The sequence below is a fragment of the Streptomyces sp. NPDC051567 genome, assembly GCF_044454165.1.
Lineage (GTDB): Bacteria > Actinomycetota > Actinomycetes > Streptomycetales > Streptomycetaceae > Streptomyces.
This window is the reverse complement of the sequence record NZ_JBITDK010000036.1, coordinates 1-22439: the sequence shown is the minus strand read 5'-3', so window position 1 is coordinate 22439 and position 22439 is coordinate 1. Positions and strand designations below refer to the sequence as shown.

The window sequence follows — 22439 nt, the reverse complement described above, 5'->3', positions numbered from 1 at the left end:
CGAGCGGCCCCCGCATCCGGCCCGGTGAGCGCGTCCGGACGTGGCCCGCCGGGCGGGGCAGGACCGGGCGGGACTCCTCGGACAGGCCCTAGCCGGATGCCTTGAGGGTCCGGGCCAGGGTCTCGTCCAGGGCGTGGGCGGTGGCCGCCACGTCCAGGCGGGAGTTGTCGATGATCGGCAGGCCGGAGCCGTACCAGCCCGCCATCCGCCCGTGGATCCGCGCGACCTCCTCGTCGGGAAGGCGCCGGTTGCCGGAGCGGGCCGCGTTCCGTTCCAGGACGACCTCCAGGCCCGGCAGGAGCACCACGGGCAGCAGCGCCGGGCCCACGTGCCGTTTCCAGCCGCCCAGCCCGACCACCGGCCGGTCCGGGAAGACGGCGTCGTCCAGGATGCAGGAGATGCCGTTGGCCAGGAAGTTGCGGGCGGCGAAGCCGCAGGTGCGGCGGGCGAGGCGGTACTGGGCCTCGGAGTGCCCGTTCCAGCCCGCCTGCGGGTCCGCGAAGCCCGAGCGGACCCACTCCCGGACGTCGTCCAGGCTGACGTGGGCGGTCGGCACCGGCCGGGTGGCGGCCCAGTGCCGGGCCACGGTGGTCTTCCCGGCGCCCGCCGGGCCGATCAGCAGCACGGCGAGGGTGGCCCCTGCGGTACCCGCCGCCGCGCGCGGCAAGGGGATGTGCCCGGTGGCCCCGGGCAGCGGGGGAACGTCCGGGGGCAGGTGCGGCGCGGGGGGCACCGTCGGCCGCGGGGGCACTGCCGGGTGCTGTCCGCCCGGCGGGCCCCAGCCACCGCCCCCCGCTCCCTGCTGCATCCGCTGCGCTCCGTCCCGTTCCGGCCCGACTGGTGCGAGAACGTTATATGACCCCGCAGGCGGACGGCCCCGGGGCCCGGACCGCCCACCGCCGTCCGGCGGACGGCGGTGGGCGGTGGGCGGGCGGCATGCCGCGCGCGGGCGCGCGGGTCCTCAGGCGGAGATCTCCTCCGCCAGCGCCCGCAGGGCCAGCCGGTACGAGCCGATCCCGAACCCGGCGACCGTCCCGGTCGCCACCGCGGCGATGACCGAGGTGTGCCGGAACTCCTCACGGGTGTACGGGTTCGAGATGTGCACCTCGATCAGGGGTGCGGTGCGCTGGGCCGCCGCGTCCCGCATGCCGTACGAGTAGTGGGTGAAGGCCCCCGGGTTGATGACCACCGGAATCCGGCCGTCCGCCGCCTCGTGGAGCCAGCGGATCAGCTCGCCCTCGTCGTTGGTCTCGCGGACCTCGACGTCGAAGCCGAGCTGCTCGCCCAGGGTCCGGCAGGTGTCCACCAGCCCCGCGTACGAGGTGGCCCCGTACACGTCGGGCTCGCGGGAGCCGAGCCGTCCCAGGTTCGGGCCGTTCAGGACCAGGACCCGGGTCGGGGTCCCGCTCACGCCGTGACCTCGCCGTAGGCGGCGAAGAGGACCGCCGGGTCCGGGCCCTCCAGGACGGTGGGCTTGGCCAGCCCGTCGAGGACGATGAAGCGCAGCAGGTCGCCGCGGGACTTCTTGTCGACCTTCATGGTCTCCAGCAGCTTGGGCCACTGGTCGCCGCGGTAGGTCAGCGGCAGCCCCACCGAGGCGAGGACCGCCTTGTGCCGCTCGGCCGTCGCGTCGTCCAGCCGGCCCGCGAGCCGGCCGAGTTCGGCGGCGAAGACCATGCCGATCGAGACGGCCGCGCCGTGGCGCCACTTGTAGCGCTCGTTCTTCTCGATGGCGTGCGCGAGGGTGTGGCCGTAGTTGAGGATCTCCCGCAGCCCGGCCTCCTTGAGGTCGCTGGAGACCACGTCCGCCTTGACCTGGACGGAGCGCACGATCAGCTCGGCCGTGTGCGGGCCGGCGGGCGTCCGGGCGGCCTGCGGGTCCTGCTCGATCAGGTCGAGGATCACCGGGTCGGCGATGAACCCGGCCTTGATGATCTCGGCGAGGCCGCTGACGTAGTCGTGGACGGGGAGCGAGTCCAGCGCCGCCAGGTCGCAGAGCACACCGGCCGGCGGATGGAAGGCGCCGACGAGGTTCTTGCCCTCGGCGGTGTTGATGCCGGTCTTGCCGCCGACCGCCGCGTCCACCATCCCGAGGACGGTGGTCGGCACGGCCACCCAGCGCACCCCGCGCAGCCAGCTGGCCGCGACGAAGCCCGCGAGGTCGGTGGTGGCTCCCCCGCCGACGCCGACGATCACGTCGGTACGGGTGAAACCGGACTGGCCGAGCGCCTTCCAGCAGTACGCGGCCACCTCGGCGGTCTTGGCCTCCTCGGCGTTCGGCACCTGGATGGCGACCGCCTCGTACCCCTGTGCGGCGAGGTCGTCGCGCAGGGCCTCACCGGTCGAGGCGAGCGCCTCGGGGTGGATCACCGCGACCCGCCGGGCCGTGCGGCCGATCAGCGTGGCGAGTTCGCCGAGCAGCTGCCGGCCGACCAGCACGTCGTACGCGTCGTGGCCGGCACTCGCGCCGACGTGGATGCGCGTCACCTGGTCTGTCATACGTCCTTCAACTCCAGAGCGTCGAGGACCGCCTGGGCGACCTCTTCGGGGGTGCGGTCGTCGGTGGCCACGACCACGCGTGCGACTTCGGTGTACAGGGGGCGCCGCGCCTCCATCAGCTCGCGCCACTGGCGGCGCGGGTTGACGGCGAGCAGCGGGCGCGCGGCGCCGAGGCCGACGCGCCGGACGGCCTCGTCGACGTCCATCGAGAGGTAGGCGACGGGCAGGCCGGTCAGCAGCGCGCGGGTGCCCTCGTCGAGGACGGCGCCGCCGCCGAGGGCGAGGACCCCGGTGTGCCCGGCGAGGGCGGCGGCGACGGCCCGCCGCTCCAGGGCGCGGAAGTGGGGCTCGCCCTCGTCGACGAAGAGGTCGGAGATCTCCCGGCCCTCGGCGGCGACGATGTCGGCGTCGGTGTCCCGGTAGGGGACCCCCAGCCGGGCGGCGAGGAGGCCGCCGACGGTGGACTTGCCGGAGCCCATGGGTCCGACGAGGACGACCAGGGGGCCGCCGGTCACCGGATCTGCAGGTGGTCGAGGTACGACTGGACGTTGCGGCGGGTCTCGGGGACCGAGTCGCCGCCGAACTTCTCGACCACCGCGTCGGCGAGCACGAGCGCCACCATGGCCTCGGCCACGATGCCCGCGGCGGGCACGGCGCACACGTCGGAGCGCTGGTGGTGGGCGACGGTCGCCTCGCCGGTCGCCACGTCGACGGTGGCCAGGGCGCGCGGCACGGTCGCGATGGGCTTCATGGCGGCCCGGACGCGCAGCAGCTCACCGGTGGTCAGCCCGCCCTCGGTGCCGCCGGAGCGGCCGGAGGTGCGCCGCAGCCCCTCGGGGGTGGAGACGATCTCGTCGTGCGCCTGGGAGCCGGGCACGCGGGCCAGCTCGAAGCCGTCGCCGACCTCGACGCCCTTGATGGCCTGGATGCCCATGAGGGCGGCGGCCAGGCGGGCGTCCAGGCGCCGGTCCCAGTGGACGTGGGAGCCGAGCCCGACGGGGACCCCGTAGGCGAGGACCTCGACGACGCCACCGAGGGTGTCGCCGTCCTTGTGGGCCTGGTCGATCTCGGCGACCATCGCCTTGCTCGTGTCGGCGTCGAGGCAGCGCACCGGGTCGGCGTCGAGCTTGTCGACATCGGCGGGGGTGGGGTAGAGGCCGTACGGGGCCCTGGCCGCGGCCAGTTCCACCACGTGCGAGACGATCTCGATGCCGGCGGCCTCCTTGATGAAGGAGCGGGCGATGGCGCCGAGGGCCACGCGGGCGGCGGTCTCCCGGGCGCTGGCGCGCTCCAGGATCGGCCGGGCCTCGTCGAAGCCGTACTTCTGCATGCCGGCGAGGTCGGCGTGGCCGGGCCTCGGGCGGGTCAGCGGCGCGTTACGGCCGGTCTCCTTCAGCTCCGAGGGGTCCACGGGGTCGGCCGACATGACCTTCTCCCACTTGGGCCACTCGGTGTTGCCCACCATGACGGCGACGGGGGAACCCAGCGACAGTCCGTGGCGGACACCACCGAGGAAGGTGATCTCGTCCTGCTCGAACTTCATCCGGGCACCGCGGCCGTAGCCGAGCCGGCGCCGGGCGAGGTGGTCGGCCACCAGTTCGGTCGTGACCGGGACACCGGCGGGAAGCCCCTCCAGCGTCGCCACCAGCGCCGGTCCGTGGGACTCCCCGGCGGTCAGCCAACGCAACCTGCTCAACGATGCTCCTCATGCTCGCGCCTGGTACAGCGGCGGCGCGAACGGGTGCGCGGCCCGGACCCGCCATACCCGATCCTCCCACGTCCGGGCCGGTGCACCGCCCTCCGGTCCAGCTGTCGGACGCGGTGCACCCGCCCCTCACGGTGCGGGTCCCCGGCCGCGCCCGCAAGGCCGGCCGGGGCAATGCATCAGGTACGACCGGGTCCGGCCCGGGGCGGGGCTCCCGGGCAGGGCTCAGCGGCGGGCCAGGAGGGCGCTCTCCCCGGCGGCCCGCATGGCGGCGAGCGGCGCGGCCGGGCAGCCGGTCATCTGCTCGACCTGGAGCACGGCCTGGTGGACCAGGAGGTCCAGGCCGCCGAGGACCTGGCCGCCCCGCCCGGACCAGGCGGCGGCCAGGGCGGTCGGCCAGGGGTCGTAGAGGACGTCGAAGAGCGTGCCGGGCCGGCCGGGCACCTGGGCGGCGAGCGCGTCCGTGGTCCCGGCCGGGGTGGTCGCGATCACCAGCGGCGCGGTCAGCGCCTCGGCCGCCCGCGACCAGTCGGCCGTCCTGACGGGGACGCCGAGCCGCTCGCCCCACCGCCGCATCTCCTCGGCGCGGGCCGAGGAGCGGACGTACGCCGTGACCTCGCCGGTGCAGATCCGTGAGAGCGCGGCCAGCGCCGAGGAGGCGGTGGCCCCGGCGCCGAGGACGGCGGCACGGTCCACGGTGGTGACGCCGCGCTCGTGGAGCGCGGCGACGATGCCGGGGATGTCGGTGTTGTCGCCGAGGCGGCGGCCGTCCTCGGTGAGGACGACCGTGTTGACCGCCTCGACGGAGGCGGCGGTGTCGCTGACGGCGTCGAGCAGCGGGATGACCGCCCGCTTGAGCGGCATCGTCAGCGACAGTCCGGCCCACTCGGGGCCGAGCCCGGCCACGAAGGCCGGGAGCGCGGCCTCATCGGTCTCGAACCGGTCGTACGACCAGCCGGTGAGGCCCAGCTCCCGGTAGGCGGCGCGGTGCAGCACCGGTGAGAGGGAGTGCTCGATGGGCGAACCCAGCACCGCGGCCCGTATCCGTGACATGTCCCGCTACCCGCCGTTCTCTTGCTTCTGCTTCAGCCGTTCCTGGAACTCGGCGACGAGCTTCAGGTGCTCGGCGTAGGTCTTGGTGAAGGTCGTCTTGTTGCCGTCGACCGACACGAAGAACATCCAGCCGCCGTTGTCCGGGCTGAGCGTAGCGGTCAGCGCGTCCGCGCCGGGGTTCCCGATCGGGCCGGGGGGCAGTCCCCTGACGAAGTGCGTGTTGTAGGGGTGGTCGAGCTTGCGGGCCTCGGTGAGGTTGAAGTTGATCTCACTGGTGCCCTTGATGTAGTTGTACGTCGAGTCGAACTCGATCTTCTGGTTCGTGACGTCGTTGGTCTTCTTGAGGCGGTTGTAGACCACCTCCGCCATCTTCCGGAAGTCGTCGTGGTTCTTGCCCTCGGCGTTGACGAGGCTGGCGACCGTGATCACCTGGAGCGGGTTCTCCAGGCCCAGGCCCTTGGCCTTGCCCTCGATCCCGAGTTCCGTGTACTTGTCGGTCGCGTTCTTGACCATCTGCTTCAGCAGGGACTGGGGGGTGCTGTCCTTGCCGAGGTCGTAGCGCGCCGGGTACAGGAACCCTTCGAGCGGGTCCATGACCTTCGGGTCGTTCAGCGCCCAGGCCGGCAGGCCGAGGTTCTTCACCTCGCGGATCGCGACTTCCTGGGTGGTGCCCGCGGGTTTGTCGAGCTTCAGGTCGATCGCCTTGTAGACGTCGACGTTGCGCGTGCCCTCGGGGACCGTCACCACGTTCAGCTTCGAGGGGTCGACCATCACCTCGACGGCGGCCTGGGCCGACATCTTCTTCTTGAGGGTGTAGACGCCCGGCTGGATGCCCTTGCCCTTGGGGTTGGCCTCGGCGGCGTCGACGAACGCCTGCGCGCTCGCGACGACGCCGTGCTCCTTGAGGATGCGGCCCATCTGGCCCAGGCCCGCGTTCTTGGGGATCTCGATCTGGACGGACTCGTCGGTACCGGCACCCGCGAAGTCCTCGGCCGCGCCGAACCTGGCCTTGACGAAGGTGTAGCCGTAGTACCCGCCGCCACCGACCACGGCGAGGACGACGACAGCGGCGACCAGGCAGGTCGCGCGGCTGCGTTTCTTCCCGGGCCCGCCCTTGCCCTTGGAGCGGCCGGAACGACGGCCACCGGAGGGCGGCCCGTCGCCGTCCGCCGGGAGCGGGCTCTCCCGCTCCTCCTCCGGCGCTTCCTCGACCGGTTCCGGCTCCAGATGGCGCCGGCCCGGGGGCTGCGGCGGCGGGTAGGCCCCGTCGGTGGCGTAGGGGTCCGGGGCCTCGCCGGGGTAGGCGGCCACGGTCTGCTGCGCGTAGGGCTCCGCGCCCGCGTAGGGATCGGCCGCCTGCCCGGTCTGCCAGCCCTGGCCGTCGTACGCCTGCTCGGGGAGCTGCTGCGCCTGCGCCGGGTAGGGCTGCTGCGCGCCCTGGGGCTGGAGGTACTCCTGCGGCTGTGCCTGCGGGTACTCCTGCGGCTGCTGCGGAGCCTGGGGCTGCGGGTACTGCGGCGCGTAGCCCTGCTGCTGCCCCGGGTACTGCGGTTCCTGGTAGTGGGGGTCCTGGTAGTGGGGGTCCTGAGGATGCGGCGCCGGGTACTGGTGGCCGGGGTACTGCGGGTCCTGGAGGGGGGACCCGGGGTGCTGCTGTCCCGGGTACTGCTCCGGGTAGTGGGAGTCCTGGTACTGGGGGTCCTGGGGATGCGACGCCGGTGCGTACTGCTGCTGCGCACCGGTGTCGTAGGGCGCCTGGCCCTGCTGGGTCTGGTGCCCGGTCCACCCCTGGTCCCCGAAGAGGGGGTCCTCGGGGTGCCACGGTTCGGGGCCACGGCCCTGGCCATACTCAGTCATCGGTCCCCTAGAGCCGCGAGACGAAGGCCACGGTCTCCGTCAGCCGCGACACCCGGGTCCGCCTCTTTGGTGGTGGGCGACGGCTGTTCGAATGCCGTCTCATCGCGCGGAACGTTACCGTATCGCGATCAGACAACCACTTCGACGCACTCACCGGGCGGATTACCTGATACCCGTTCGGTCTCCAGAGCGTTCTGGAGGATCACCACAGCGGCCGCCTGGTCGATGACCGACCGGCCCTTCTTCGCGTTCCGCCCCGAGGCCCGCAGCCCCTGGGCCGCGGTGACCGTGGTCATCCGCTCGTCCACGAGACGGACCGTCACGGGCCTGATGCCCTTGGCGAGTTCCCCCGCGAAGGCCCGCACCTTGGCCGCGGCCGGGCCCTCCCGCCCGCTGAGCGAGCGGGGCAGGCCGACCACCACCTCCAGGGGTTCGTACTCCTGCACGAGCTGCCGCAACCGCCGGTGGGCGAAGGGGACGTCCCGTCCGGGCACGGTCTCGACCGGTGTGGCCAGCACCCCGTCGGGGTCGCAGGAGGCGACCCCGATCCGGGCGTCACCGACGTCGACGGCCAGCCGTCGGCCGCGGCGCAGGGTCACGCGGTCTCCCCCACGAGACGCTCGACGGCCGCGATGGCGTCGCCGATGGCGGCCGGGTCCTGGCCGCCGCCCTGGGCGACGTCCGGCTTGCCGCCGCCACCGCCGCCGAGGGTCTTGGCGGCGGCGCGGACCAGGTCGCCGGCCTTGAGGCCGCGGGCACGGGCCGCGTCGTCGGTGGCGATGACCGTCAGCGGACGGCCGCCCGCCACGGTGAAGAGGGCCACGACGACCGGGCGGTCGCCCTGGAGCCGGCCGCGGATGTCGAGGACCAGCTTGCGCAGGTCGTCGGCGCCGGTCCCGTCCTGGACCTGACCGGTGACCACGGCCACGCCCCGGACGTCCCGGGCCCCGGCGGCGAGACCGGCGGCGGCCTGGAGGACCTTCTCCGCGCGGAACTTCTCGATCTCCTTCTCGGCGTCCTTCAGCTTGCCGAGCATGGAGGCGATCTTCTCCGGCAGCTCCTCCGGACGGCCCTTGACCAGCTCCTGGAGCTGGGCGACGACCGTGTGCTCCTTGGCGAGGAAGTTATAGGCGTCCACACCCACCAGGGCCTCGACGCGGCGCACGCCGGAGCCGATGGAGGACTCGCCGAGCAGCTTCACCAGACCCAGCTGGGCGGTGTTGGCGACGTGCGTGCCGCCGCACAGCTCCTTGGAGAAGTCGCCGATGGTCACGACGCGCACGCGCTCGCCGTACTTCTCGCCGAACTCGGCGATGGCGCCCTGCTTCTTCGCCTCGTCGATGCTCATGATCTCGGCGGTGACGTCGAGCTCGCGCGAGAGCACGTCGTTGATCTTCTGCTCGACGTCGGTGAGGACCGAGCCGGGGACGGCGTTCGGCGAGCCGAAGTCGAAGCGGAAGCGGCCGGGCGAGTTCTCGGACCCGGCCTGGGCGGCCGTCGGGCCCAGCGCGTCGCGCAGGGCCTGGTGGGTCAGGTGCGTGGCCGAGTGGGCGCGGGCGATGGCCCGGCGGCGGGTGATGTCGATGGCGGCGTACGCGGCGGCGCCCACCGTGACCTCGCCGACCTGGACAGAACCCTTGTGCACGGAGACGCCCGGGACCGGCTGCTGGACGTCGCGGATCTCGATGACCGCGCCGGAGTCGAGCCTGATCCGGCCCTGGTCGGCGAGCTGGCCGCCGCCCTCGGCGTAGAAGGGGGTGCGGTCGAGGACGACCTCGACCTCGTCGCCCTCGGAGGCGGCGGGCGCGGAGACGCCGTTGACCAGGAGGCCGACGATGGTGGACTCGCCCTGGGTGGTGGCGTAGCCGGTGAACTCGGTGGCCCCGGAGCCGTCGGCGATCTCACGGTAGGCGGAGACGTCGGCGTGGCCGGTCTTCTTGGCCCTGGCGTCGGCCTTGGCGCGGTCGCGCTGCTCCTGCATCAGGCGGCGGAAGCCCGGCTCGTCCACGGCCAGGCCCTGTTCGGCGGCCATCTCCAGGGTGAGGTCGATCGGGAAGCCCCAGGTGTCGTGGAGCAGGAACGCCTTGTCGCCGGAGAGGACCGTGCCGCCGGCGGCCTTGGTCTCGCTCACGGCGGTGTCGAGGATGTTCGTGCCGCCCTTGACGGCCTTGAGGAAGGCGGCCTCCTCGGCGAGCGCGACGGTCTCGATGCGCTTGCGGTCGGTGACCAGCTCCGGGTACTGCTCCCCCATGGTGTCGATCACGACGCCGATGAGGTCCTGGACGACCGGGCCGGTGGCACCCATGAGGCGCATGTTGCGGATGGCGCGGCGCATGATGCGGCGGAGCACGTAGCCGCGGCCCTCGTTGCCGGGGGTGACACCGTCGCCGATGAGCATGGCCGAGGTGCGGATGTGGTCGGCGACCACGCGCAGCGAGACGTCGGTGCCCTGGGCGGCTCCGTACCGGACGCCGGTCAGCTCGGTGGCCTTGTCCATGACCACGCGCAGGGTGTCGGTCTCGTACATGTTCCGTACGCCCTGCAGGATCATGGCGAGGCGTTCGAGACCGAGGCCGGTGTCGATGTTCTTCGAGGGCAGGTCGCCGAGGATCGGGAAGTCTTCCTTCCCGTCGCCCGCGCCGCGCTCGTACTGCATGAAGACCAGGTTCCAGATCTCCACGTACCGCTCGTCGTTGACGGCCGGGCCGCCCTCGGCGCCGAACTCGGGGCCGCGGTCGTAGTTGATCTCGGAGCAGGGGCCGCAGGGGCCCGGGACGCCCATGGACCAGAAGTTGTCCTTCTTGCCCAGGCGCTGGATGCGCTCGGCGGGGACGCCGATCTTCTCGCGCCAGATCTGCTCGGCCTCGTCGTCGTCGAGGTAGACCGTGATCCAGAGCTTCTCCGGCTCCAGGCCGTAGCCGCCGTCCGCCACGGAGCTGGTGAGCAGCTCCCAGGCGTACGTGATGGCGCCTTCCTTGAAGTAGTCGCCGAAGGAGAAGTTGCCGCACATCTGGAAGAACGTGCCGTGGCGGGTGGTCTTGCCGACCTCTTCGATGTCCGGGGTGCGGACGCACTTCTGGACGCTCGTGAGCGTCGGCGCGGGCGGCTTGACCTCGCCCAGGAAGTAGGGCTTGAACGGCACCATGCCGGCGGGCACCAGCAGCAGAGTCGGGTCGTCCGCGATGAGCGACGCCGAAGGGACGACGGCGTGACCGCGCTCCTCGAAGAAGCTCAGCCAGCGGCGGCGGATCTCAGCCGACTCCATCAGTGGTCCTCATTCCGGTTGTACGAAAAATTCGGTCGGTGGGTGGTCCGGTCGTGCGGGTCGTGCTCGATGGCCCGCAGCCGCCGCGGCCCGGGGAGGGCGGTGACGTTGTCGGGCCGGGCCGGGTCGTGGTGCAACCCCAGTGCGTCGTTCAGCTCGTCCTCGCGCTGGGACATTCCCGCCCTGACGTCGAGGGCGAAGTCCTTGAGGCGGTGACCCGCCTCGACCGCCTTGTCGGCGGCCTGTGCGGCGAGGCTCTCCGGCGTCAGCTTCTTCAGCTGCCGGTTGACCTTGGTGGTGGCCCACACGCCGGCGGCGGCGCCTGCGGTGAACCAGAAGGCTCGGCGGAACATCGGCGGTCTCAGCCCTTCTGCTTCCGGCGCCGGGCCGACGGCACGGTACGGCCGGCGATCACGGTGCGACGGGGTGTCCTGGCGGGTGCCTCGTCGCCCCGGCCCAGCGCCTTGCGCACGCCGTAGCCGAAGGCCGCGACCTTGACCAGCGGGCCGCCGAAGGCGGAGGCCACGGTGGAGGAGAGCGCGGAGGCGTTGGAGGTGACCTCCTGGACGTCGCTCGCGATGGCGTCGACCCGGTCGAGCTGGGTGCGCGCGGAGCGGACGGTGTTCGAGGCGTCCGCCAGCAGCGGGACGGCCTGGTCGGTCACCTCGGCCACGAGCTTCGTCGTCGCCCTGAGCACCTGGGCCAGCCTCACGAGCACCACCGCGAGGAAGGAGACCAGGATGGCCCAGAAGACGGCCACGAGAATCCCGGCCACCTCACCACCGGACACGTTGCACCGCTCCCTGCGCCTGGAAGATCTACGGAGAAGATCTACGGAGAAAAGTCGTCCTCCGAGCCTATCGCGCCGGAGATCCCCGCCCGTACCGGTATTCGGGACCCGGGGGACGGAAAAACCCGCCGCCCCCCGAGGGGAGCGGCGGGCTGACCAGCCTGTGAGGCTACGCCTGCGTCAGCGGGCGTAGTACTCGACGACGAGCTGCTCGTCGCAGATGACCGGGATTTCCTTGCGGTTCGGGTCGCGGTCCAGGCGGAAGGCCAGGGCCTTCAGGTTGACCTGCAGGTAGCGGGGGGTCTCGCCCTCGCCTGCGTAGCCACCCTCACGGGCAACCTGGAACGGAACCTTCTCGCGGCTGCGCTCGCGCACGGTCACGACGTCGTCCGGGCGGATGCGGAACGACGGCTTGTCGACCTTGCCACCGTTGACCTCGATGTGGCCGTGAACGACCATCTGGCGGGCCTGGTAGATGGTGCGGGCGATGCCCGAACGCAGGACCAGGGCGTCGAGGCGACGCTCGAGCTCGACGACCAGCGCCTCGCCCGTCTTGCCTTCGGCCTTCTTGGCGCGGTCGTACGCGCGGGCCATCTGACGCTCAGAGATGTCGTACTGAGCGCGCAGACGCTGCTTCTCCAGCAGACGAACCTTGTAGTCCGAGTTCTGCTTGCGGCCACGGCCGTGCTCGCCCGGCGGGTAGGGGCGGGCCTCGAAGTACTTGACGGCCTTCGGGGTCAGCGCAATGCCGAGGGCACGCGACTTCTTGACCTTGGGTCGCTTCTGGTTCACGTGGAACCTACCTCCATGTAAGTTAGGTGAGGCTTACCTTAGCGAGGAGGACGTAATGTCTCGACCACATGGAATCCCCCTGCCCAGTGCGCACCGAAGTTCGGATTCCAATCGAACGGAATCCGCTTTCGACGACGATAAGCAAGGTCAGCCGCGTTCCAGGGAAGACGTTCGGCAGCTCACCGGAGCCGAACGCGTACGAACCCTCGTAGAGTCCAACGCCTCAGTATCCCTCACCCTGCCGGGTGCTCGCGACAGTCAGACGTCCGAGGAGTTCGGGACCGGGGCTCCGGCCGCACGGACCGTCACCCCGGACGGGGACGTGATTCTCCTTGTCTCCGGGGAATCCGCGGCTGCCAGGGCAGCCGCTCACGCCCAGGACGACGACCTCACCGCCGTGATCGAGATCACGGACGTGGCGCCGGTGTCCGTGCCCCATCGTATCCGGGGCCGCGCATGGCTGGCCGGGTGGCTGACGCCGGTCCGCGGGGACGACCGCGCGCGCTGCGCGGCGCTGCTCGCGGAGCGCCGTCCGGTGGGCGAACTGCTGGGCACGGTGGAGGCGCTCGACGAGCCCTTCGGGCGGCCGGCGTGGATGATGCTCCGGCTGGAGGTCGGGGAGATCTCGGTGGACGACCTGTGGGGCGCCGGGCACGTGGAGCCGGAGGAACTGGCCGCGGCGGAGCCGGACCCGGTCGCCGCGCACGAGGCGGAGCTGCTCCAGCACCTGCACTCGGCCCACAGCGAGCGGATCGGCGAGCTCGGCGCCCTGCTGGGCCCCCGCGAGGCCGAGGGGATGACCGCCGTCCCGCTCGCCCTGGACCGGCTGGGCCTGCGGGTCCGCTTCACGGGCGGGAGCGGCGCTACCCTCCGCGCCTTCGACGCCCGCTTCGACTTCCCGGAGCCGGTGGCGGACATCTGCGGCCTGCGCCGCGCGATGCACACCCTCTTCTCCGCGACCTCGCGGTAGGCCGTCCGGGCCGGTGGCGGGCGGGGCACGGCGGGGTGGCGGGGCCGGTCCGGGTCAGGGGCCGCCGCGGAGGCGTTCGCGGACCTTCTCCACCACGTCCGCGTACCGCGCCTCCGCCCCGTACCGGGTCGGCTCGTAGTACTGCCTGCCGTGGATGCCGTCCGGCGCGTACTGCTGGGCCGCGATGGCGCCCGGCACGTCGTGCGGGTAGACGTACCCCTGCGCGTGCCCCAGCTTCGCCGCGCCCTTGTAGTGCCCGTCCCGCAGGTGCGGCGGGACGGTGCCCGCCAGCCCCGCCCGCACGTCGGCCAGCGCCGCGCCGATCGCGGTCGTGGCGGTGTTGGACTTCGGGGCCAGCGCGAGCGCGATGGTGGCGTGGCTCAGGGTCAGCGCAGCCTCCGGGAAGCCGATCATCGCCACCGCCTGGGCCGCGGCCACCGCGATCGGCAGGGCCGCCGGGTCGGCCAGGCCGATGTCCTCGCTCGCCGAGATCATCAGGCGCCGCGCGATGAACCGCGGGTCCTCCCCCGCGTCGATCATCCGGGCCAGGTAGTGCAGGGCGGCGTCCACGTCCGAGCCGCGGATGGACTTGATCAGGGCGCTGGCCACGTCGTAGTGCTGGTCGCCGTCGCGGTCGTAGCTGACCGCCGCCCGGTCGACCGCCTCCTCCACCGTCCGCAGCGTGATCTCCGCCTCGCCCTGCGCCAGGGCCGACCCGGCCCCCGCCTCCAGCGCCGTCAGCGCGCGCCGGGCGTCGCCCCCGGCGATCCGCAGCAGGTGCGCCCGCGCGTCCGCCGCCAGGGTGAGCGCCCCGCCGAGCCCGCGCTCCTCGGTGAGCGCGCGTTCCATGAGCGCGCTCAGGTCGTCGTCGGTCAGGGGCTCCAGCGTCAGCAGGATCGAGCGCGACAGCAGCGGCGAGATGATCGAGAAGTACGGGTTCTCCGTGGTCGCCGCGATCAGCGTCACCCAGCGGTTCTCCACCGCGGGCAGCAGCGAGTCCTGCTGCGCCTTGCTGAAGCGGTGGATCTCGTCCAGGAAGAGGACGGTCTCCTTGCCGTAGCCGCCGGCCGCGCGGCGGGCGCCCTCGATGACCGCCCGGACCTCCTTGACGCCCGCGGTGATGGCGGAGAGCTCCACGAACCGTTTCTGCGTGGCCTGGCTGACCACGTACGCCAGGGTCGTCTTCCCGATGCCCGGCGGCCCCCAGAGGATCACCGACGAGGCTCCGGCCGGGCCTCCCGCCCCCTCCCCGACCAGGCGCCGCAGCGGCGCCCCGGGCTTGAGCAGGTGCTGCTGGCCGACGACCTCGTCCAGGGTGCGGGGGCGCATGCGGACGGCGAGGGGAGAGCTCGCGGGGTCTTTCTCCTGGCGGTCTTCGGCGGCGGCGGTGAACAGGTCTGGTTCCACACCGGAAAGCCTATGCGAGCCCACCGACAACACCGGTTGCCCGAGGACGCCGGCCACCGCCGGGCCGGGCTCCGCGAGGGCCCGGCCGGGGCCGCTCAGGAGGTCCAGAACTCCCACCAGCGGGTCAGGACCAGCATCCCGATGATCCCGATGTGCAGCACCGGGAGGACCCAGGTGAACTCGTCGAAGAAGCCGCGCAGCCAGGCCGGGGCCGGGATGAGCCGCTCGCGCACGTTGTGCGAGGTGACGTACCAGAACATGACGATCGTGGCGGCCCAGGCCAGCGAGCACCAGAGGCAGAGCGAGTTGATCTGGTACAGCGACTGGTACATCAGCCAGCCGCAGAAGACGACGCCGAAGAGCATCCCGGCGTTGAGGGTCAGCCAGTACCAGGGGCGGAAGCGGGCCCCGGCCAGCAGGCTCATGCCGACGCAGATCACGATCGCGTAGGTGACCAGGCCCAGCATCGGGTTGGGGAAGCCGAAGACGGCCGCCTGCTCGCTCTTCATGATGTTGCCGCAGGAGACGACCGGGTTCAGGCTGCAGCCCGGTGTGAAGTTCGGGTCCTCCAGCAGCTTGAACTTGTCGATGGTGATCACCCAGGCCGCGAGCAGCCCCGCGGCTCCGGTGATCACCAGCAGCAGGGCCAGGGCCCTGCTGCCCGCGACGGCCGTCCGCGGGGCGGTGCCGGTGTCCGTACCTCGTGTCGTCATCCGTGCCGCCCCGCCCGTCCCGTTCTCGGCCGTCCGGCCATGTCTTCAAGGTCGTCAAGCCCGGCCATTGTGCCGTACCGGGCTGTGTCCCCGCCGTCGGGCGGGGACGGGTCCCGGTCAGGCCAGGCGGGCCCGGACCTCGGCGACCAGGTCGGCGACGGCCACGGCCGTCTGCTCCCCGGACTGCATGTCCTTGAGCTGGACCAGGCCCTCGGCCAGGTCGCGCTCGCCGGCGACCACCGCGAAGCGGGCCCCCGACCGGTTCGCGTCCTTCATCGCGCCCTTGAGGCCCTTGCCGCCGTACCCGAAGTCCGCCGCGACCCCGGCCCGGCGCAGTTCGGTGACCTTCCCGAACAGCACCCGCCGCGCCTCCTCGCCGAGCGCCACCGCGAAGACCGAGGTCGCCGCCGGGATCTCCAGCTCGATGCCCTCGGCCGCCAGCGCCAGCACCGTACGGTCCACGCCCAGCGCCCAGCCCACCGAGGGCAGCGCGGGGCCGCCGATCATCTCGGACAGGCCGTCGTAGCGGCCACCGCCGCCCACCGCGGACTGCGCGCCCAGGCCGTCGTGGACGAACTCGAAGGTGGTGCGGGTGTAGTAGTCGAGGCCGCGCACCAGCTTCTCGTCGTCCTCGAAGGCGACCCCGGCGGCGGTGATCAGGGCCCGGACCTCCTCGTGGTACGCCTTGCAGGCGTCGCAGAGGTAGTCGCGCAGCGCGGGCGCGCCGGTCAGCTGCTTCTGGACCTCGGGACGCTTGTCGTCGAGGACGCGCAGCGGGTTGATCTCGGCGCGGCGCACGGTGTCCTCGTCGAGGTCGAGGCCGCGCAGGAAGGACTGGAGCGCCTCCCGGTAGACGGGACGGCACTCCTTGTCGCCCAGCGAGTTCAGCAGGATGCGGAACCGGCGCAGGCCGAGCGCGCGGTACGCCTGGTCGGCCAGGATGATCAGTTCGGCGTCCAGCGCCGGGTCCTCCATGCCGATGGCCTCGGCGCCGACCTGCGAGAAGTGGCGGTAGCGGCCCTTCTGCGGGCGCTCGTAGCGGTAGTACGAGCCGGAGTACCAGAGCTTGGCCGGCAGGTTGCCCTGCTTGTGCAGGCTCGCCTCCAGGGCGGCGCGCAGGACGGAGGCGGTGCCCTCCGGACGCAGGGCGAGGTGCGAGCCGCCCTTCGTGGTCAGGGTGAACATCTCCTTCGTCACGATGTCGGTGGACTCACCGACACCGCGGGCGAAGAGGTTCACGTCCTCAAAACCGGGCGTCTCGATGTACCCGTATCCGGCCGTGCGCAGCGGGGCGGAGATCGCCTCGCGGACCGCCAGGTAGGTGGCCGAGTACGGCGGGATCAGGTCGTACGTGCCCTTGGGGGCCTTGAAGGTGCTCACGGAGCTCTCGTCACATTCCTCGTCGTGGGGCGGCGGTGGGGTCCGCGCCCCGGCCGGCGGCGACCTCCCGCAGATACGGGTTGGTGGCGCGCTCGTGGCCGATGGTGGTCTGGGAACCGTGGCCGGACAGCACCACGGTCGAGTCGTCGAGCGGCAGGCACACGCGGGCCAGCGAGGCGAGCATCTCGGCAGGGGAGCCGCCGGGCAGGTCGGTGCGTCCGACGGAGCCGGCGAAGAGCAGGTCGCCCGAGAAGAACACCGGGGGGATGTCGGCCAGCTCGGGCATCCTGAAGGCCACCGACCCCTTGGTATGGCCGGGCGCGTGCGCCACCGAGAACTCCATCCCGGCCAGTTGCAGGGTGCTGCCGTCGGTCAGTTCGCGGACGTCGTCCGGCTCGCCCACGGTCAGCTCGCCCATGAGGGGCATCCCGATGGAGCGGCCGAGGGCCTTCTCCGGGTCGCTCATCATGTAGCGGTCGGCGGGGTGAATCCAGGCCGGGACGTCGTGTGCTCCGCAGACCGGGACCACGGAGGCCACATGATCGATGTGGCCGTGGGTGAGGACGACCGCGACGGGCTTGAGCCGGTGCTTGCGCAACGTCTCCTCGACGCCCCGGGTGGCCTGGTGGCCCGGATCGATGATCACGCACTCCTCGCCGGCGGCGGGGGCGACCAGGTAGCAGTTGGTCCCCCAGGCCCCGGCGGGGAAGCCGGTAATCAGCACGTTCGTCCTCAATCGTCGTCCGGTGGGAGGCTGCAGATCCCCATGCTGCTGCTCAGAGCCTACCGGCGCCGCTCATCACACAGCTAACCCATATACGGTACGCCCTAGCCCCAGCCCGGACAGTGGTACCAGAGACGCACAAGGAGACGACCCGGTGGTCACGAGCGATCAGCGGCGACGACAGCTCGCCAGGGAGAAGTACGAACGCCAGCAGGAACGGCGCACACAGGCCCGGAGCCGGTCCCGGCGCCGGGCGGCGGTGATCGGCGCGGCGGTGGCCGTGGTGGTGGCCGCGCTGGTGGGCCTCGTCGTGGGCGGTGTCTTCGACACGGACAAGAAGGACGCGGCGGCCGAGCCGTCGGCGACCCCGTCCGCCCCGCCCACGCCGGCGCAGTCGCCCTCCCCCGCGATGGCCGTCGACCCGAAGGCGAAGTACACCTTCGCCCTGAAGACCGGCGCGGGCGAGATCAAGGCCGGGATGGACGCGGCGAAGACCCCGCAGACGGTCAACTCGTTCAAGTACCTCGCCGACAAGGGCTTCTTCGACAACACCAAGTGCCACCGCCTGACCACCTCCGGGATCTTCGTGCTCCAGTGCGGCGACCCCGAGGGCACCGGCACGGGCGGCCCCGGCTACACCATCCCGGACGAGAACCTCGACGCCCTCGGCAAGCCGAACGAGCAGGGCCAGGTGATCTACCCGGCGGGCACGCTGGCGATGGCCAACACCGGCCGCCCGGGCTCCGGCGGCAGCCAGTTCTTCCTGGTCTACAAGGACAGCCCGCTGGCCCCCTCGTACACGCCGTTCGGCACGATCGACGCGGCGGGGATGAAGACGCTGGAGGCGATCGCCGGAGCCGGCACGGCCGACGGCGGCCAGGACGGCGCCCCGAAGAACGAGGTGAAGATCGAGAAGGCCACCGTCACGCAGAACTGACGGGACCGGCGGCGCGGGGCCGGCCGGCCCGCCGCCCGTACGCCGAGATTGCGTCGTGCGGGATGCGGACAGCCGGCCCGGCGGTCGCCTATGTTGGCGTTGTGCAGGGCGGGCGCTGCCCGCCCCAGGAAACTGTGGACGATGTCCGGGGGCGAACCCCTCACGGGCATCAGGTGGAGGAGGCGCTGTGAGCAGCGACCCGTGGGGCCGAGTCGACGAGACGGGCACCGTGTACGTGCGTACTTCCGATGGCGAGAAGGTCGTCGGCTCGTGGCAGGCGGGCACCCCTGAGGAGGCCCTGGCGTACTTCGAGCGCAAGTACGAGGGCCTGGTGGTCGAGATCGGTCTCCTCGAAAAGCGGGTGCGGACCACCGATCTGTCGTCGAAGGACGCGCAGACGGCGATCGACCACCTGCGCACGCAGGTCGACGAGCACCACGCCGTGGGCGATCTCGACGCCCTGCGCGTACGGCTGGACCAGCTGGTCACGACCGTGGAGTCGCGGCGCGAGGAGCGCAAGGCCCAGAAGGCCAAGCAGACGGACGAGGCCCGCGTGGCCAAGGACGCGCTGGTCGTCGAGGCCGAGGAGCTGGCCGGGAGCGACCAGTGGCGCAGCGCCGGTGAGCGGCTGCGGGCGCTGGTGGACATCTGGAAGGCCCTGCCGCGGCTGGACCGCAAGTCGGACGACGAACTGTGGCACCGCTTCTCGCACGCCCGTTCCGCCTTCTCCAAGCGCCGCAAGGCGCACTTCGCCTCGCTGGACGCCCAGCGCGAGGACGCCCGCAAGGTCAAGGAGAAGCTGGTCGCGGAGGCCGAGTCGCTGTCGAAGTCGACCGACTGGGGTCCGACGGCCGCCCGGTACCGCGAGCTGATGACGGACTGGAAGACGGCGGGCCGGGCTCAGCGGGAGTCCGAGGACGATCTGTGGAACCGTTTCCGTGGTGCGCAGGACGTCTTCTTCGCGGCGCGCGGCGAGGTCTTCGCGGAGCGTGACGCCGAGCAGGTGGAGAACCTGAAGCTGAAGGAGGAGCTGGCCGACGAGGCCGAGAAGCTCCTCCCGGTGACGGACCTGAAGGCGGCCCGTGCCGCGTTCCGTTCCCTCAACGAGCGCTGGGAGGCCGTCGGCCACGTGCCGCGCGACGCCCGGCCGAAGGTCGAGGGCCGGATGCACACGGTCGAGCGGGCCGTCCAGGAGGCCGAGGAGGGCGAGTGGCGCCGGACCAACCCGGAGGCACGGGCCCGCGCGGCCGGTCTGACGGGTCAGCTCCAGGCGGCGGTCGACAAGCTGCGCGGGCAGGTCGACGCGGCGCGCGGCGCGGGCAACAACGCCAAGGCCGACAAGCTGGCGCGTGAGCTGGAGGGCCGCCAGGCCCTGCTGGACCAGGCGCTGAAGGGCCTGGAGGAGTTCGGCGGCTGAGCCACGGCCACCTGATCGGGGGGGGGGGGGGGGGGGGGGGGGGGGGGGGGCCCCCGGCCGGGGGGGGGGGGGCCGCGGGGGGCGGGGGGGGGGGGGGGGGGGGCCCGCCGCGCCCCCCCCCCCGGGGCGCGGCCGCCGCGGGGCCCGGCCCCCCCCCGCCCGTGCGTTGCGGCCCGACGCCGCCGTGCGGGACGGCGGCGTCGGGTCACCCGCCTACGGCCGCCGGGCCGAGGTCACGCGGTAGACGTCGTAGACGCCCTCCACGCCCCGGACGGCCTTCAGGACGTGTCCCAGGTGCTTCGGGTCGCCCATCTCGAAGGTGAAGCGGGAGGTGGCCACCCGGTCGCGGGAGGTCTGGACCGCCGCCGACAGGATGTTCACGTGCTGGTCCGACAGGACCCGGGTGACGTCCGACAGCAGCCGGGACCGGTCCAGCGCCTCGACCTGGATGGCGACGAGGAAGACCGAGGACTGGGTGGGCGCCCACTCGACCTCCAGCATCCGCTCGGGCTGCTGGGAGAGCGAGTCGACGTTGACGCAGTCCGCGCGGTGGACCGACACGCCGCTGCCGCGCGTGACGAACCCGATGATCGGGTCCCCCGGCACCGGGGTGCAGCAGCGGGCCAGCTTGACCCACACGTCGTCGACGCCCTTGACGACCACGCCCGGGTCGGCGTTGCTGCGCCGCTTGGACCGGCCGCGCGAGGGCGGGACGATCTCCTCGATGTCCTCGTTGGCCGCGTCCTCGCCGCCGAGGGCCTGCACCAGCTTCTGCACGACGCCCTGCGCGGCCACATGGCCCTCGCCGATCGCCGCGTACAGGGAGGAGATGTCGGGGTAGCGCATCTCGTGCGCGAGGGTGACGAGGGAGTCGCCGGTCAGGATGCGCTGGATCGGCAGGTTCTGCTTGCGCATGGCCCGCGCGATGGCGTCCTTGCCCTGCTCGATGGCCTCGTCGCGCCGCTCCTTGGAGAACCAGCCCCGGATCTTGTTGCGGGCCCGGGGGGACTTGACGAAGCCCAGCCAGTCGCGGGACGGTCCGGCGCCCTCGGCCTTGGAGGTGAAGACCTCGACCAGGTCGCCGTTGTCGAGGGTCGATTCGAGCGGGACGAGCCGCCCGTTGACCCGCGCCCCTATGGTGCGGTGGCCGACCTCGGTGTGGACGGCGTACGCGAAGTCCACGGGCGTGGCGCCGGCGGGCAGCGCTATGACGTCGCCCTTGGGAGTGAAGACGAAGACCTCGTTGCGGGAGAGGTCGAACCGCAGCGAGTCGAGGAACTCGCCCGGGTCCTCCGTCTCCTTCTGCCAGTCCAGCAGCTGCCGCAGCCAGGCCATGTCGTTGACGGTGTCCTGGCCGGCGCTGCCCTTGGCGGCCTGCGGGACGTCGGTGCGGACCTTGGAGGTGCCCGCCACGGTCTGCTGCTTGTACTTCCAGTGCGCGGCGATGCCGTACTCGGCGCGGCGGTGCATGTCGAAGGTGCGGATCTGGAGCTCGACCGGCTTGCCGCTGGGCCCGATGACCGTCGTGTGCAGCGACTGGTACATGTTGAACTTGGGCATCGCGATGTAGTCCTTGAACCGGCCGGGGACCGGGTTCCACCGCGCGTGCACCGTGCCGAGGGCCGCGTAACAGTCCCGGACGGTGTCGACGAGGACGCGGATGCCCACCAGGTCGTAGATCTCCGCGAAGTCCCGGCCGCGGACGATCATCTTCTGGTAGACGCTGTAGTAGTGCTTGGGCCGTCCGGTGACGGTGGCCTTGATGCGGGCCGCCCGCAGGTCGGCCTGGACCTCGTCGGTGACGACGGCGAGGTACTCGTCGCGCTTGGGCGCCCGCTCGGCGACCAGGCGGACGATCTCGTCGTACATCTTCGGGTAGAGGATCGCGAAGGCGAGGTCCTCCAGCTCCCACTTGATGGTGTTCATGCCCAGCCGGTGCGCCAGCGGGGCGTAGATCTCCAGGGTCTCGCGGGCCTTCTTCTCCTGCTTCTCCCGCTTGAGGTAGCGCATGGTGCGCATGTTGTGCAGGCGGTCCGCGAGCTTGATGACCAGGACGCGCGGGTCCTTGGCCATGGCGACGACCATCTTGCGGACGGTCTCGGCCTGCGCGGCCTCGCCGAACTTGACCCGGTCGAGCTTGGTGACGCCGTCGACGAGCAGGGCCACCGCGTCGCCGAAGTCGCGGCGCAGCTCCTCCAGCCCGTAGTCGGTGTCCTCGACGGTGTCGTGCAGCAGACCGGCCATGAGCGTCGCCGGGTCCATGCCGAGTTCGGCGAGGATGGTGGTCACCGCGAGCGGGTGGGTGATGTACGGGTCGCCGCTCTTGCGCTTCTGGCCCCGGTGCCAGCGCTCCGCGACCTGGTACGCCTGTTCGAGCTGGCGCAGGGTGGCCGTCTCGATCTTCGGATCGTTGCCGCGGACTATGCGGAGCAGGGGTTCCAGCACCGGGTTGTACGGGTTGGAACGCTGGACGCCGAGACGGGCGAGGCGGGCGCGCACCCGGTGGGAGGACCCGGCCTGCTTCGTCGGCGCGGGCTTGACCGGCGGGGCCGGCGGGGGCGTGGCGGCGGCTGCCGCGGCCTGCTCGGCCTGGGGGTCGGGCTGCGCGGCGGAGAGTGGCTGGACCTCGTCTGGCAAGAGCGCTCCTCACGGGGGTCCCCCCAGACTTCGTCGGGGGGAGGTTCCGGGGCCCCGGTCAGGTCCGGACCACCCATGGTAGCGAGGGATGCGCCGGCCCGTCCCCTCGCGGCCTCCCGCCCGGCGGCGCCCCGGCCCCGGACGCGGAAGCGGGGGGGGGGGGGGGGGGGGGGGGGGGGGGGGGGGGGGGGCCGGGCCGCCCCCCCCCCCCCCCGCCGGCCCCCCCCCCCCCCGGGGCGCCGCCGGCCCCCCCCGGGCCCCCCCCGCCCGGGGGGGGGGGGGGGGGGCGGGCC

20 protein-coding genes are annotated in these 22439 nt (G+C 72.4%); 3 read left to right on the top strand and 17 right to left on the bottom strand.

Annotation, left to right across the window (positions count from 1 at the left end; all coding sequences use genetic code 11):
- Positions 1–88: 88 nt before the first annotated feature.
- From ACIA5F_RS27875 to rpsD, 12 genes are all read right to left on the bottom strand, one after another.
- Positions 89–808: an AAA family ATPase gene (locus ACIA5F_RS27875; RefSeq protein WP_399357645.1), complete on the bottom strand. Its 720-nt coding sequence runs from the start codon at positions 806–808 to the stop codon at positions 89–91.
- A 153-nt stretch (positions 809–961) separates the two neighbouring features.
- Positions 962–1411: a type II 3-dehydroquinate dehydratase gene (gene aroQ / locus ACIA5F_RS27870; RefSeq protein WP_399357643.1), complete on the bottom strand. Its 450-nt coding sequence runs from the start codon at positions 1409–1411 to the stop codon at positions 962–964.
- The gene (aroB, locus tag ACIA5F_RS27865) at positions 1408–2499 is read right to left on the bottom strand and encodes a 3-dehydroquinate synthase (RefSeq protein ID WP_399357641.1); all 1092 of its coding nucleotides are present in this window, start codon (positions 2497–2499) and stop codon (positions 1408–1410) included. Before aroB ends, aroQ begins: the two co-directional genes overlap by 4 nt.
- Positions 2496–3014 carry a shikimate kinase gene (locus ACIA5F_RS27860; protein WP_399357639.1) on the bottom strand — a complete coding sequence of 173 codons (519 nt, stop codon included), beginning with the start codon at positions 3012–3014 and terminating at the stop codon, positions 2496–2498. Before ACIA5F_RS27860 ends, aroB begins: the two co-directional genes overlap by 4 nt.
- The gene (aroC, locus tag ACIA5F_RS27855; RefSeq protein ID WP_399357637.1) at positions 3011–4195 is read right to left on the bottom strand and encodes a chorismate synthase; all 1185 of its coding nucleotides are present in this window, start codon (positions 4193–4195) and stop codon (positions 3011–3013) included. Before aroC ends, ACIA5F_RS27860 begins: the two co-directional genes overlap by 4 nt.
- Before the next feature lie 234 nt (positions 4196–4429).
- Positions 4430–5257: a shikimate dehydrogenase gene (locus tag ACIA5F_RS27850; RefSeq protein ID WP_399357635.1), complete on the bottom strand. Its 828-nt coding sequence runs from the start codon at positions 5255–5257 to the stop codon at positions 4430–4432.
- A gap of 6 nt (positions 5258–5263) precedes the next feature.
- Positions 5264–7114, bottom strand: a complete 1851-nt coding sequence (gene mltG / locus ACIA5F_RS27845; RefSeq protein WP_399357633.1) for an endolytic transglycosylase MltG — start codon at positions 7112–7114, stop codon at positions 5264–5266.
- 128 nt (positions 7115–7242) lie between these two features.
- A complete protein-coding gene (ruvX, locus tag ACIA5F_RS27840; RefSeq protein WP_399357631.1) occupies positions 7243–7713 on the bottom strand; it encodes a Holliday junction resolvase RuvX in 471 nt (156 codons plus the stop codon).
- Positions 7710–10379 carry an alanine--tRNA ligase gene (alaS, locus tag ACIA5F_RS27835; RefSeq protein ID WP_399357629.1) on the bottom strand — a complete coding sequence of 890 codons (2670 nt, stop codon included), beginning with the start codon at positions 10377–10379 and terminating at the stop codon, positions 7710–7712. Before alaS ends, ruvX begins: the two co-directional genes overlap by 4 nt.
- Positions 10379–10732, bottom strand: coding sequence for a DUF6167 family protein (locus ACIA5F_RS27830; RefSeq protein WP_399357627.1), 354 nt, complete (start codon positions 10730–10732; stop codon positions 10379–10381). The genes alaS and ACIA5F_RS27830 overlap by 1 nt, the downstream gene beginning before the upstream one ends.
- Before the next feature lie 8 nt (positions 10733–10740).
- The gene (locus ACIA5F_RS27825; protein WP_399357625.1) at positions 10741–11169 is read right to left on the bottom strand and encodes a DUF948 domain-containing protein; all 429 of its coding nucleotides are present in this window, start codon (positions 11167–11169) and stop codon (positions 10741–10743) included.
- Positions 11170–11349: 180 nt separating this feature from the next.
- Positions 11350–11961, bottom strand: coding sequence for a 30S ribosomal protein S4 (gene rpsD / locus ACIA5F_RS27820; protein ID WP_399357623.1), 612 nt, complete (start codon positions 11959–11961; stop codon positions 11350–11352).
- A 55-nt stretch (positions 11962–12016) separates the two neighbouring features.
- On the opposite strand from rpsD, the gene ACIA5F_RS27815 reads away from it, so the two are divergent.
- Complete coding sequence (locus tag ACIA5F_RS27815) at positions 12017–12931, top strand: DUF2470 domain-containing protein (protein ID WP_399357621.1); 915 nt, start codon at positions 12017–12019, stop codon at positions 12929–12931.
- Between the two features lie 54 nt (positions 12932–12985).
- On the opposite strand, the gene ACIA5F_RS27810 is transcribed toward ACIA5F_RS27815, so the two are convergent.
- The 4 genes from ACIA5F_RS27810 to ACIA5F_RS27795 form a co-directional block, all read right to left on the bottom strand.
- Positions 12986–14338 (bottom strand): replication-associated recombination protein A, encoded by a 1353-nt coding sequence (locus ACIA5F_RS27810; RefSeq protein ID WP_399357619.1) that lies wholly within the window; start codon positions 14336–14338, stop codon positions 12986–12988.
- A gap of 95 nt (positions 14339–14433) precedes the next feature.
- A complete protein-coding gene (locus ACIA5F_RS27805; protein ID WP_399357617.1) occupies positions 14434–15051 on the bottom strand; it encodes a vitamin K epoxide reductase family protein in 618 nt (205 codons plus the stop codon).
- A gap of 117 nt (positions 15052–15168) precedes the next feature.
- Entirely contained in the window at positions 15169–16431 is a 1263-nt protein-coding gene (hisS, locus tag ACIA5F_RS27800; protein WP_399357616.1) for a histidine--tRNA ligase, read from the bottom strand.
- Between the two features lie 10 nt (positions 16432–16441).
- The gene (locus ACIA5F_RS27795; RefSeq protein ID WP_399357614.1) at positions 16442–17155 is read right to left on the bottom strand and encodes an MBL fold metallo-hydrolase; all 714 of its coding nucleotides are present in this window, start codon (positions 17153–17155) and stop codon (positions 16442–16444) included.
- Between the two features lie 154 nt (positions 17156–17309).
- Between ACIA5F_RS27795 and ACIA5F_RS27790 the strand changes: the two genes are divergently transcribed.
- The gene (locus ACIA5F_RS27790) at positions 17310–18092 is read left to right on the top strand and encodes a peptidylprolyl isomerase (protein WP_399357612.1); all 783 of its coding nucleotides are present in this window, start codon (positions 17310–17312) and stop codon (positions 18090–18092) included.
- 187 nt (positions 18093–18279) lie between these two features.
- The gene (locus ACIA5F_RS27785; protein ID WP_399357610.1) at positions 18280–19509 is read left to right on the top strand and encodes a DUF349 domain-containing protein; all 1230 of its coding nucleotides are present in this window, start codon (positions 18280–18282) and stop codon (positions 19507–19509) included.
- Between the two features lie 213 nt (positions 19510–19722).
- Here ACIA5F_RS27785 and ACIA5F_RS27780 read toward each other — a convergent pair whose 3' ends face one another.
- Positions 19723–22146 carry a RelA/SpoT family protein gene (locus tag ACIA5F_RS27780; protein ID WP_399357607.1) on the bottom strand — a complete coding sequence of 808 codons (2424 nt, stop codon included), beginning with the start codon at positions 22144–22146 and terminating at the stop codon, positions 19723–19725.
- Positions 22147–22439 lie beyond the last annotated feature (293 nt).

Bases quoted from the DNA above. Each gene is read 5' to 3' on its own strand.
- aroB (WP_399357641.1), bottom strand. From the start codon at position 2,499: ATGACAGACCAGGTGACGCGCATCCACGTCGGCGCGAGTGCCGGCCAC.
- ACIA5F_RS27830 (WP_399357627.1), bottom strand. From the start codon at position 10,732: ATGTTCCGCCGAGCCTTCTGGTTCACCGCAGGCGCCGCCGCCGGCGTG.
- alaS (WP_399357629.1), bottom strand. From the start codon at position 10,379: ATGGAGTCGGCTGAGATCCGCCGCCGCTGGCTGAGCTTCTTCGAGGAG.
- mltG (WP_399357633.1), bottom strand. From the start codon at position 7,114: ATGACTGAGTATGGCCAGGGCCGTGGCCCCGAACCGTGGCACCCCGAG.
- ACIA5F_RS27805 (WP_399357617.1), bottom strand. From the start codon at position 15,051: ATGACGACACGAGGTACGGACACCGGCACCGCCCCGCGGACGGCCGTC.
- ACIA5F_RS27875 (WP_399357645.1), bottom strand. From the start codon at position 808: ATGCAGCAGGGAGCGGGGGGCGGTGGCTGGGGCCCGCCGGGCGGACAG.
- ACIA5F_RS27815 (WP_399357621.1), top strand. From the start codon at position 12,017: ATGTCTCGACCACATGGAATCCCCCTGCCCAGTGCGCACCGAAGTTCG.
- ACIA5F_RS27850 (WP_399357635.1), bottom strand. From the start codon at position 5,257: ATGTCACGGATACGGGCCGCGGTGCTGGGTTCGCCCATCGAGCACTCC.